Below are 12,730 nucleotides of genomic sequence, written 5' to 3' on the forward strand. Positions count from 1 at the left end.
CGCGACTCATGAGTGCTCGGTTATATGCGGGCCAATTGGTTGTACGGTAGATTTTGTGTGTAGGCTTCTTCATTTGAAAATTATATCGCTGAAAAAGCCTTTACAGATAGGTTTGTGCAACAAAGCCCAAAAATACGAATACTTTTAATTATTAAGAAAAACTAAGCTTAAATCTTGGGAATAACATGTCATTATCTATTTCTAGATAAAACACATGTCTTTATACTAATACTTTTTTGTTAAAAAAGACACGTTTTAGCCCATTTATTGTGAAATAAATCAAAAAAATTCGTGTTTTCTGAATACAAATTAAAAGTGATTTAACAATATCATTGAGTTTAAAAAAACCCAGTCGTAACTGGGCTTGTTTAACTCAATGTATATCTAGATCAATGTTGTGCTTGATGTTGCAACTTTGCATAATCAAGCAAGACATTTGCAGCTTCGGTCACAAATGCCTCATCTTCTGGTAGTGCAGGACGAGCATTTGCTTTCATTTTTGCGCGTGTTTCGCTGAGCGCATCTAAAGATGCCTGATAACTACTCCAATTGGCGTATGGCTTCAAACCTGTTTCCTGACGACGTAAGTTTTCTGCATCCAAAGTTTGATTTTCAAGTGTATCCAACTCTTTCTTACGTTGATCCAAATCCAAACTTAAACGCTTTTCATCATCTGTTTTCTTGGCCAAAACTCGACGGGTTTCCAAATAGGTAAACTGTGGGTCTTGCTTGACACGCTGAGTAGACAGTTTTTCTAGATCAGGTAAATATGGCTTGATTACACCTTCACGCTTAAATGGTGCAGTCTGAATGGTATCCCACTTCAGTGCATTTTTTGCCTTACGCTCACCAAACTGATCATTCCAGATATCGACCAGTTTAATATCTGGAATCACACCTTTATTTTGGGTACTACCACCTGTAATACGATAAAATTTGCGTTGAGTCAGCGTTGCCTGACCATAGGCTAAAGAATCCAGTTGCACTTGTGCCGTTCCTTTTCCTGTGGTCGTACTTCCAATAATAATGCCGCGACCATAATCCTGAATCGCTGCTGAATAAATTTCACTGGCTGAAGCAGATGCTAAATTCACCAGTACAGCTAACGGCCCTGCATAGGTTTGTTGACCTGCATCACTGTCTTCAAAGACATTGACGTTCCCATTTCCATCACGAATTTGCACCACTGGACCTGATTTAATGACCTGACCAATCATCCGTGATACTTCTTCAAGTGAGCCGCCTGGGTTATTACGCAGGTCGATAATAATCCCTTCAACTTTTTGCGCTGAAAGTGCTTTTAAAGCATCATTGGTATCTTTAGAAACAGAGCGATAATCTGCCCCATCACGGCGAGCGCGATAGTTTAGATAAAATGATGGAATTTCAATCACACCAAAAGTATGCTGTTTACCATCACGGGTTAATTTAACGACACGAGACTGTACGCCTTGGTCATCTTCTTTAATGACATCTCGTACCAAAGTCACTGTACGTGCCTGACTCATTGGAGCGCCTGCACCCAGTAACTTTAATGTGACATTTGTACCACGCTTACCACGAATCAGACCCACAATTTCCTGACTTGACCAGCCGATTACATCGACCATTTTGTCGCCACCTTGAGCAACACCAATAATACGATCGCCTGCTTTGACTTGACCTGACTTGCTGGCTGGCCCACCATCCACAATAGTTTCAATTTTGGTGTAATCTTCATTGCCACGTTCTGGGCGAATAGATACCCCAATGCCTTCAAGCTGTAAAGTCGTCTGACGATTCAGTTCCATCGCATCTACAGGGGGGAAGTAATTACTATGCGGATCGTAAGTCAACGTCATTGAGTTCAAGATTTTATCGAGAACATCGTCACTTTTAGTACGCCCAATCCGTTCTAACTGACGATTATAACGTTTGGTTAAAGTCTGTTCTGGTGTTAAATCCTCAGAACTTAAATCCTGCCCTTGAGCTAATGCAGGATCAGCCTTAATCACCTTCTGCTTAGCCTGTTCTTCTTGCTTACTTATTGTCAAATTGATGAGTTGTGACACCAACATCTTATGCCAGTATTCACGCTGTTCAAGTTCGGTTTTAAAATATGCTGCTTTTTCTCGATCAGTATCAATATAGTTATTTTTTTGCTCTAAATCTTGAGGCTTTTTCAACTCGGTCAGCATGTAGCCATAAAAGTCTTTTAAGCGCTGACGATATTGCGCATGAATTGCATAAGGTGCTGTTAAATCACCTGCTTTAAGTGCTGCGCCTAAAGTCGCACCATATTTCTGCTTATAAGATGCGACATCGGATGCCAAGAAAATCGTATGATCTGGATCTAGACTATCGAGGTACATATCTAAAATACGATTTGAAGTCGTAGCATCTAAACGCATATTCAGATAGTGTTGGCGATCAATCAGGGTTGCAAGTTGACGCGTCACCAATTTCTGAGCTTGAGTTGGTTGTATCGACGCGACAACAGACTCGGCATTGGTCGCAGCAGTTGCATCATTAATCACATGAGTAAAAAATAGACCACCCGTTGCCAGTGCAACTGCGCAAGCGATTGTTTGAAGTTTCATATATTAATCGTGCTTCCTTGGATTTCACCAAAAATTACATGGCAATAATATTTAATTAGACTTGAATATTCATGATCTTAATCAAAGTCTTTGTACCATGTCGTGTAGTTTTATCATATTCTGTGCTGACAAAATGTAGCAAATCATTGCAAAATTCAATCTCTATTTGCAATTCACCCAGTAACGGAAGCTCTTATGATTGGCGCGTTGATGCTTGACATCGCAGGAACCACCCTGACCGAAGAAGATATTGAATTACTGAAAAACCCTCAAGTGGGCGGTTTAATTCTATTTGGACGAAATATCGAGTCCCCTCAACAAGTCCGTGCCTTAACTGATCATATTCGCAGTGTTCGTCCTGAAATCCTGATTGCAGTCGATCAAGAAGGTGGTCGAGTACAGCGTTTAAAACAAGGCTTTACCCTGCTTCCTGCGATGGGTCGATTTGGTGAACTTTACCAAGAACAACCTGATAAAGCGGTTGAACTGGCGCAGCAATGCGGCTGGCTCATGGCAACTGAGGTTTTGGCGGTTGGTATCGACTTTAGTTTTGCACCTGTCCTTGATTTAAATGACATTAGCGATGTGATTGGTGATCGGGCTTTTGCCAAAAATATCGCAGACATTGTTCCACTCGCGCGCGCCTTTATGCAGGGCATGCATGTGGCAGGCATGGCAACGACAGGAAAACACTTCCCAGGTCACGGCTCTGTCAAAGCCGATTCACATGTGGCTGCTGCAATCGACCCACGCAGTTATGCTGAAATCTACGCACAAGACATGCAAACCTTTATTCAACTTATGCCTGATTTAAATGCGCTGATGCCTGCTCATGTGATTTACCCTGAAGTTGATGCTCACCCTGCGGGCTTTTCTCAGCACTGGATTCAGAATGTATTACGCCAACAACTCAAATTTGACGGTGTACTTTTCTCAGATGATTTAAGCATGCAAGCCGCCTGTATTGCAGGTGGCGCAGATGCCCGTATTCAAGCAGCATTAAATGCAGGCTGTGATATGGGACTCGTCTGCAATGACCGTACCGCAGCGGCAGTTGCACTCGAAAGCATTCAAGACTTTGCCTTACCAAATCAGCAACGTCTGGAACGTATGCGTGGTCAAATTCCAATGCTTCAGATTAATGAACATTTAAGTCTTGGTGAAAACTGGCAACACGTGAAACAGCGTATTGAAGACTTTAAAAACAATACGCTTCGCGTCTAAATTTCGTCAAAACGCCTGCATCATCAGGCGTTTTATTTTTTAAACAACACTGTTACTATCAGTGATGATTTTTTAAGTGATCTTAATATTATGCAACAGTCTATTGCGGAGTACATGCAGACCGTCGGTCAACAAGCTCGCCAAGCCTCGCAAACCTTAGCCAGCGCTTCGACGAAAAGTAAAAACCAAGCCCTCATGGCGATTCATGATGCTTTGGTACAACAACAAGCTGAAGTTTTGGCCGCCAACCAGATTGATATGGAAAATGGTCGTGCCAATCAACTGGATAGCGCCCTGCTTGACCGTCTAGAACTGAACCCCGCACGCTTTGCAGCAATGTTACAAGGTCTAAAAGATGTCGCTCAACTGACTGACCCAATTGGTGAAATTACCGATTTAGCTTACCGTCCATCGGGCATCCAGATTGGTAAAATGCGTGTGCCTTTAGGCGTGGTTGGCATGATTTATGAATCACGCCCGAACGTGACGCTTGAAGCTGCTTCTTTAGCCCTTAAATCAGGTAATGCCATTATCTTACGGGGTGGTTCTGAAGCACTGCAATCAAACAAAGCGATTGCACTAGCCATTCAACTAGGGTTACAACAATCAGGTCTACCTGAAGCAGCTGTACAAGTGGTTGAAACTTCAGACCGCGAAGCAGTCGGTCACCTGATTACCATGACCGAATTTGTCGATGTGATTGTGCCACGTGGCGGTAAAGGACTGATTGAACGGATTAGCCGTGAAGCACGGATTCCTGTGATTAAACATTTAGATGGTAACTGCCATGTTTATGTCGATTCACAGGCTGATCTCGACAAAGCGCTTGCGATTGCCTTCAATGCCAAAACGCACCGTTATGGCGTGTGTAATGCCATGGAGAGCCTGCTAGTTCATCAAGACGTTGCCGAACAGTTCTTGCCTGTAATTGCTGACAAATATGCTGAAAAGCAAGTTGAACTGCGTGGCTGTGAACACACCCAGAAAATTTTAGGTCAGCAAGTGATTGCTGCAACCGAAGAAGACTGGTACACCGAGTACCTTGCACCAGTACTTGCGATTAAAGTCATGGACAGCATGGATAACGCCATCGCGCATATCAACAAATATGGTTCACACCATACCGATGCAATTGTCACTGAAAACTATAGCTTAGCGCGTCAGTTCCTTGCACGTGTCGATTCAAGCTCAGTCATGGTGAATGCATCAACCCGTTTTGCTGATGGTTTTGAATATGGTTTAGGTGCAGAAATCGGTATCTCAACCGATAAAATCCATACTCGTGGCCCTGTAGGCCTAGAAGGACTGACTTCACAGAAATGGATTGTATTGGGTGATGGTCAAATCCGCCAATAATTAGACCAAACACATTCTCAAGATCGTTTTGATCTGTCTTGAGAATGTAATATTTTTTCAATAAATACTGATGATTTTTATAAAAAATTTATAATAAATATTTGATCTATATAGATTTACGTATAAAAACCACTATAATAATTCTAAAGTCGTATCGGCTAAAGTCTAGCTTGGACGAAAAAATAACCCATGTTAAAAATAATGTATTCGATCAGTCAGGTTCTTCCTAGCACGGATCATCAACAGGAATATGATTTCAATTAAATTGGGAATAATGACGTGTCTACATCTGTTTTAGTGATTAATTGCGGTTCTTCTTCCATCAAATATGCATTGGTATCAGAACGCCGTGAAGATCGTATCTACGGGCTAGCAGAAAATCTTGGCTCAGAAAACGCGCGTATCAAAGGAATTACTGTCGGTGGTCAACCTCTTGAATTGGCGATTCCAAACGCAAATCATGAACAAGCGCTAGAAACTCTGCTCGAACGCCTTTCTCATTATAATCCACAAGCCATTGGTCACCGCGTGGTACACGGCGGCACATTGACTAAAGCACATTTATTAACTCCAGAGATTATTCAACGTATTCGTGAAGCAACTCCGCTTGCACCTTTACACAACCCTGCACATTTGGTGGGAATCGAAGCAACCATGCGTTTGTTCCCAGATCTTCCACAAGTTGCTGTGTTTGATACGGCATTCCACCAAACCATGCCAGAACACGCGTATCGTTACGCAGTGCCTAAATTCTTATTTACCGACCATAACGTGCGTCGTTACGGTTTTCACGGGACAAGCCATGCGTATGTGTCTGAACGCGGTTCAGAACTGGCTGGCAGCTTAAAACAAGGTGGTTGGCTGACTGCTCACCTTGGTAACGGTAGTTCAACTTGTGCGATTTGGAATGGCCAAAGTGTGGATACTTCTATGGGTCTGACACCACTTGAAGGCGTGGTTATGGGCACACGTAGTGGTGATGTTGATCCAAGTATTCACAGCTTCTTGGCAAGCAACTTGGGTTGGGACATCTTCAAAATTGACAAGATGCTCAACAAAGAAAGCGGTTTGCTTGGTTTATCCGATAACTTGTCGAACGACATGCGCACCTTGATTGAGGCCTCAGAACAAGGCAATGAAGATGCCGCTTTAGCGATTGAAGTATTCTGCTACCGTTTGGCAAAATCTTTGGCAGCGCTCAGCTGTGGTTTACCACGTATTGACGGTTTATTCTTCACAGGCGGTATTGGTGAAAACTCGGCCTATATCCGTGAAAAAACCATGGCCTATTTGCCGCACTTTGGTTTCAACCTCGACAAAGAGAAAAATAACACCTTAAAACGTGGTACTGAAGGACGCATTGATACAGGTACTGGCCCTCAAGTTTGGGTGATTCCAACCGATGAGGAAGGTCGTATCGCGAAAGAAACCGAGCATGTCGTAGAACAGCTTAGCCGTGAGGCAAACGCAGCGATTGCTTAATCTATAAAATTAAAATCAGGTGTTTTTATGAATACCCTTCTTCTTATTCCAACCGAGGAAAGCGCAGGTCTCACCTCCGCTTGCCTCGGCATGATTTACGCACTGGACTGTAGTGGCATTAAAGCAGGTTTTGTTAAACCGTTTTGTCAGGAACAAGACCAAAACCATAACCGTACCGCAGCGCTCTATGCCCAGCTTTTCCAAGCTCAAGCCACTGCATCGATTACCCATCAGCAAATCTTAAATGCAATGAATTCTGGTGAAGTCGATGAGTTGCTTGAAGATGCGGTTCGACTCCATCGTGAAGTTGCAAAAAAACATCAAGTGATTATTGTTGAAGGCTTATTGGCAACAGCAGAAGATTATTTTGCCAATGAACTGAATGCACAGCTTGCGAAAGCACTCGATGCCAAAGTCGTTTTGGTCAGCAAAGCTGATTTAAACCAACCACGTCAAACCGCAGAAAAAATTGAAGCGAGTTTACGTCATTTTGGTGGACTCGAAAGCAAGCGGATTGCGGGCATCTTGTTCATGCGCACTAAAGGTTTAAGCGAAAATGCAGCGCAAATTCCTGTGGCGCTTGACACTTCATTACGCCTTGAAAAAGAAATTTCTGAATTCACGACAGCGCTGCAAAAGTTCAATCGCCATATTGGTACAGCAGCATTGCCAATTGTTGGTCTCGTACCATTTAGCAATACGCTCAGCGTGCCGCGTACACTTGACATCGCAAGCAGCATTAATGCGACTTGGGTCAATGAAGGGACTGCCGCGCAGCGCCGCGTACTTCACACCAGCCTAATCGCATCAAGCATTGAACATGAACTGAATAAATTTGTGGCTGGCGAACTGATTATCAGTGCCTCAGAACGTATTGATGTCATTTTGGCTGCAAGTCTTGCCACTCAAAATGGTGTGCCGCTTTCAGGTCTGATTCTGACTGAGCGTGAAGCGCCCAATGCACAGATTCTAGAATTCTGTAAAACAGCAATTCAACAAGGCTTGCCTGTACTCCATACCTCACTAAATACCTTGGAAACTGCTCAACGCTTGGCAACCCTCAGCAACGAAGTTCCAACCAATGATTTGGAACGTGCAGAGCAAGTTACTCGCTTTGTTTCTAGTCATATCGATCCAAACTGGTTAAGCCAGCATAGCGAGGTTGCTGCTCAGCCACGTCTATCGCCTTCAGCTTTCCGTTATGAATTGGTTCAAAAATCGATTGCTGCGAAAAAACGCATCGTCCTTCCTGAAGGTGATGAGCCACGTACCGTTGAAGCGGCAGCGATCTGTCAATCTCGTGGTCTAGCACACTGTATTTTGCTGGCTAAACCAGAACAGGTTTTAGAAGTTGCCAAAGCACGTAATATTGAACTGCCGAGCGATCTTGAAATTGTCGATCCTGACAGTATTCGTGCGCAATACATTGAGCCAATGGTTCAATTACGTAAAGGCAAGCTTGATGCAGCTCAAGCTGAAGAACAACTGCAAGATACTGTTGTTTTAGGCACCATGATGCTTGCGCTCGATCAAGTCGATGGTTTGGTTTCAGGCGCAGTGCATACCACAGCCAATACGGTTCGCCCTGCGTTCCAGTTAATCAAAACAGCACCTGAATATTCTCTGGTGTCTTCTGTGTTCTTCATGCTGTTGCCAGACGAAGTTTATGTGTACGGTGACTGTGCGATTAACCCAGATCCAACAGCAGAACAGTTAGCAGAAATCGCGATTCAGTCAGCAGACTCAGCCAAAGCTTTTGGTATTGAGCCACGTATTGCCATGATCAGTTATTCAACAGGAACATCGGGTGCAGGTGCAGATGTTGAAAAAGTGGCTCAGGCAACTGAGATTGCTCAACAACGTCGCCCAGACTTGCTGATTGATGGCCCACTACAATACGATGCCGCTTCGGTTGAAAGTGTAGGTCGCTCTAAAGCACCAAATTCACCCGTTGCAGGTCGTGCCAATGTATTTATTTTCCCTGACCTCAACACAGGTAACACCACTTACAAAGCAGTACAACGTTCTGCAAATGTCGTCAGTGTTGGCCCAATGTTGCAAGGCTTGAATAAACCTGTAAACGACTTGTCTCGTGGTGCTTTGGTTGATGACATTGTGTTTACGATTGCTTTAACTGCCATTCAGGCAGAACAACAAGCTGAAGCTAAAACTGCTGCAGCGAAAGCATCATAATTCATTGCAAAAAATGACATAGGAAAGCCACTCCATCATTTGAGTGGCTTTTTTCTATTTACAATTCAAATGAAGATGGTAAATCCCGTCCTCAATCACAAAACCCAATTTTTGATAAAGCTTTTGTGCCCGTAGATTATCCATCCCTGTTTCTAGGCTAGCGGATTTAATCGCTGTATTAAGCGACGCACAGCAGTTACTAGAACAACATCATGTTGCAAATTCATTGATCAAGTTCAGCTCAACCACCCGATAATTTATGCCCGAATAGATTGGGCTAGCCAAACGGTATGTCAAGTACAGTCAACATCTTCAGCAAGCATGTGAATCAGTTGGAAACCATGCTGATGTAACAAGGAGCTATATTCTTCAGGCGCTATCAGTGATCTCAAATCAATTGTATCGAATCTTTCTAAAGAAAAAACCGAGTTAATTAACTCGGTTTTTTAAATTCAGGATTGAATAACTTTATTATCTAAATTCTATTCTTCTAAAAATAAGCAGCAGAATAGATCAGAATGAAAGATCACAGTTTTAGTCTTGAATATGAATTTCAACACGACGATTTGGTTGCAAACAATTTTTTAATGCACGTGTATTATTTACATTACACTGGCTTTTCTGATGATCTGCCCCTCGACCACTGATTTGAAGGATACTAGGATCTACCTGATGAGAAACTAGATAATTTTCAATCGCTTTAGCACGTTGAATAGATAAATTATTATTATATGCATCTGTACCAAGTTCATCTGCATAACCAATAATTTGAACTGCACGTACAGATTGAGATTTTAATACATCTACTAATTCAGTTAATTTCTGCTGACTTTCAGGCAGCATATCATCTGTATGATATTTATTAAATTTGAAAAGTAATGCAGTCAATTCACCCGATTTTATCTCGGGCTTTGAAACATCATTTAAAGATTGCTTTAAAGAGGAACATTGTTCTCCCTTCCATGCTAATTTCTCTGCAAGACCTTTATCATCAAAATCAATTTTCAACTGGCATCGTGTATAGTCATCATGATTAGGCATTTGAATATCAAGGATATAATTCCATTGTCGCACAACAAAAATACCTTCGCTAAAATGAGGGTTTCCTAGAAGTGCACGAATTTGATCTTTATTTAATCCAACATCAACCATACGCACTGTATTTAAGTCATATCTTTTCACTTGTTTTAAGTAACTTCTTTCAAGTGCAGGAAATCCATCATTAGCAACAACAGCCTCTTGGGCTGCTAAAGCAGAAAATGACGTTAATCCTAAAAGTACAGATAGTAATATTTTATATTTTCTCATTACAAATTCCTTTATTCATCAAAAAAGGAAGAAGAAAATACTTTCCTCTTCCTTCATTATTTAGAATTAATCAATTACGCCACTGATACCAATACGGAATAATGGATCGCCTTGTGAACTCGCAGCAACCCCACCAGACATTGACCAACGACCATTGTCTGCTGTGCGACGCAAAGTTGCACCTACTGCACTTTGACCATTGTACGCTGAAGCACCTGCTGCATAAGTAAACTTACCAGGTACATATGGCGCATTTTCAAGAGCAGCTGTCGCAGCAATACCTGCAGATAATTTATCTTCTAACTTATTGATGCGGTTATTTGTCGCCATAAATCCTTGTTCTAATGCTTGCTCAACATTTGCAACACGCGTATCAACCGCTGTTAATGCATCACCAACATTATTGTATGACCCTCCTGCAACCGAATATGTTGGTGCAGAAACATATCCATTTGCATCAAGAACTGAGCCACCACCCAAGTAGGTTGCAACATTCTGGTTTGAGGTATAAAGCTGTGTACCATTGACTGCATCTGTAGAAGTTGCGGTAATTGAACCTGCTTTCACACCCGTTACAGTACGATTACCATCTGTACCAGCAACACTCACGCTTGTACCACCAGTATCTTTACCAACAGTAATTGTATCTGTAATACTTGCTTGTTGAACTAGACCCGATTTACCATTCGCGACATTAGCAACGCTTTGCTGTAAGTCACTAATATCAGTAGTGTTTTGGTCAACTTGTTGTTGAACATTATAAAGCTGACTACCATTTACAGCATCAGTTGATGTCGCAGTAACAGCTCCTGCTGCCACATTACTAATGGTTGTTCCATTCGCACCACCTAGCTTAATACTCGATTTAGTCGAACTATCATCATATTTAACTGCTGAGTTATCAGTTGCTTGTGCAGAAGCTGCGACAGCGTCTAACTGTGATTTATTCACTGCATCTGTTGCGTTGACACCCGCTGCAACATTGGTAATCGTTGTACCTCCAGCATTAATACCTGCTGTTGTAACACTTGGTCCACCACTAATGACAAGACCTGCACTTGTTACAGCAACATTACTTCCTACTGAAACACCGGTGTTGTTCACAACAGTATTACCCGTTGTAACACTATCTACAGTCAGGTCTTTATTCAAACTGACTGTAACATTACCCTCGCCAGTCGTAGAAGTATCTAGCGCAACACTTACATTCTGATCACCTGTAAATTTAACCGTGCTATTTGGTTTAATTTGTTGGGTCGTACCATTTGCAGATAATGTCCATCCTGCATTTGCTGTACTGGTTGCACTTGTAATCGCCTGATCCAAGGCATTTAAAGCACCTTCAACAGTTGTTTGTGTTGTACCAGCAACTGTATAAGTTGGATTACTCATTGAGCCATCGGTATTAAATACTGAGCCTCCACCCAAAATATTAGCAATCGAGGTACCTGCCTGATTCAAGCTAGTATTAACACTAGATACCGCATTATCTACAGCTTTTAATTGCGCGACATTGACCGCATCACTATCTTGTGTGCCTGCAGCAACGCCAGTGATTTGACGATAAAGCCCAGTTGATGCATCACCTACTGCTACCGCACCAGTCGTAGAAGTCGTTGCATTAATTGCAGCAAGATCTGCTGATGAAGCTAGAGAAGATGCATAGCCAATTTCCCCTGCTGCTGTTGTTGCTGCAGAATTAGCACCAAGTACGACAGAGCCTGTTGTAGTTTGAGTAACGTTATTACCTAGTACAAATGTATCGTCGGTGTTAATCGTATTATCATTACCTACAGAATAACTGTTATTACCATTAATGGTTGTTGGGTCACCAATAGCCCCCGAATTATTACCATTTACAGTATTACCCACACCTATCGCAATAGATTGGTTACCAATCGCCTTACTTTGAGTACCAATAGCAATACTGTTTTCACCTGTCGCCAGTGAGTCATCTTCAGTTGAATTCACACGGAAGTATTTCGTACCTAAATTCGTTTCTTGTAACTTAGTCACTTCAGTATTAAGCGCCTGAATAGCTGCTGAAACAGATTGAGTAGTTGTATTGTCCTGAGATGCTGAAACCTTAACGCCATTTAGATCTGTTTGTTCACTTTCGGTATTTACAGCATCATAGCCATCAATTTTATAACCCGAAGAAGATCCACCTGTTCCACCAGCATTATTAATATCAATACCCAATAGTTTATTAATCTGAGAAACATTCACAGCATCAGAATCACTTGTACCTGCTGCGAGATTAGTAATCTTCGTATTGCCTGCATTAATGCCAGTTGAGCTAACGCTTGGTCCGCCTGCAATCGCAAAGCCATCTGCACCATAGTTGGTAGTATTGCTACCGTCAGTGACGTTGGTGCCTGTCGCAGTCACGTTGGTGATGTTGCCTGTGCCATCATTGATCGCAAGACCTGCGGTGTTCAATACGCTGTTGCCTGCGGTCACGCTGTCCACAGTCAAGTCTTTGGCTGTCGCAACTTGGTAGTTGGTGCTGCCATCGGCATTGCTGCTGCTGGTCACCACGATGTTGTCACCTTGGCTGACTGTGCTCTTGGCTTTGGTTGCGCTGT

General features: G+C 42.5%; 7 protein-coding genes. 4 read left to right on the forward strand and 3 right to left on the reverse strand.

Annotated features, from left to right (window positions below; genetic code table 11):
• Positions 1 to 389: 389 nt before the first annotated feature.
• Positions 390 to 2,579 carry a carboxy terminal-processing peptidase gene (locus GBN19_RS12920; RefSeq protein ID WP_151778418.1) on the reverse strand — a complete coding sequence of 730 codons (2,190 nt, stop codon included), beginning with the start codon at positions 2,577 to 2,579 and terminating at the stop codon, positions 390 to 392.
• A gap of 195 nt (positions 2,580 to 2,774) precedes the next feature.
• Here GBN19_RS12920 and nagZ point away from each other — a divergent pair, with 195 nt between their 5' ends.
• From nagZ to pta, 4 genes are all read left to right on the forward strand, one after another.
• A complete protein-coding gene (gene nagZ / locus GBN19_RS12925) occupies positions 2,775 to 3,803 on the forward strand; it encodes a beta-N-acetylhexosaminidase (RefSeq protein ID WP_151778419.1) in 1,029 nt (342 codons plus the stop codon).
• Between the two features lie 90 nt (positions 3,804 to 3,893).
• Positions 3,894 to 5,159, forward strand: coding sequence for a glutamate-5-semialdehyde dehydrogenase (locus GBN19_RS12930; protein ID WP_151778420.1), 1,266 nt, complete (start codon positions 3,894 to 3,896; stop codon positions 5,157 to 5,159).
• Between the two features lie 279 nt (positions 5,160 to 5,438).
• On the forward strand, positions 5,439 to 6,641 hold the full coding sequence (locus GBN19_RS12935; protein ID WP_151710155.1) for an acetate/propionate family kinase: 1,203 nt from the start codon (positions 5,439 to 5,441) through the stop codon (positions 6,639 to 6,641).
• 27 nt (positions 6,642 to 6,668) lie between these two features.
• Positions 6,669 to 8,834 carry a phosphate acetyltransferase gene (gene pta, locus GBN19_RS12940; RefSeq protein WP_151778421.1) on the forward strand — a complete coding sequence of 722 codons (2,166 nt, stop codon included), beginning with the start codon at positions 6,669 to 6,671 and terminating at the stop codon, positions 8,832 to 8,834.
• Between the two features lie 534 nt (positions 8,835 to 9,368).
• On the opposite strand, the gene GBN19_RS12945 is transcribed toward pta, so the two are convergent.
• Positions 9,369 to 10,142 (reverse strand): OmpA family protein, encoded by a 774-nt coding sequence (locus GBN19_RS12945; RefSeq protein WP_151778422.1) that lies wholly within the window; start codon positions 10,140 to 10,142, stop codon positions 9,369 to 9,371.
• 66 nt (positions 10,143 to 10,208) lie between these two features.
• Positions 10,209 to 12,730 (reverse strand): YadA-like family protein (locus tag GBN19_RS12950; RefSeq protein WP_228271271.1); only part of this gene is annotated, 2,522 nt, incomplete at its 5' end.

The sequence above is a fragment of the Acinetobacter brisouii genome, assembly GCF_008993995.1.
Lineage (GTDB): Bacteria > Pseudomonadota > Gammaproteobacteria > Pseudomonadales > Moraxellaceae > Acinetobacter > Acinetobacter brisouii_A.

Excerpts from the sequence above, each read along its gene's own strand:
- GBN19_RS12945 (WP_151778422.1), bottom strand. The coding sequence starts at position 10,142 with ATGAGAAAATATAAAATATTACTATCTGTACTTTTAGGATTAACGTCA.
- GBN19_RS12930 (WP_151778420.1), top strand. The coding sequence starts at position 3,894 with ATGCAACAGTCTATTGCGGAGTACATGCAGACCGTCGGTCAACAAGCT.
- GBN19_RS12920 (WP_151778418.1), bottom strand. The coding sequence starts at position 2,579 with ATGAAACTTCAAACAATCGCTTGCGCAGTTGCACTGGCAACGGGTGGT.
- pta (WP_151778421.1), top strand. The coding sequence starts at position 6,669 with ATGAATACCCTTCTTCTTATTCCAACCGAGGAAAGCGCAGGTCTCACC.
- nagZ (WP_151778419.1), top strand. The coding sequence starts at position 2,775 with ATGATTGGCGCGTTGATGCTTGACATCGCAGGAACCACCCTGACCGAA.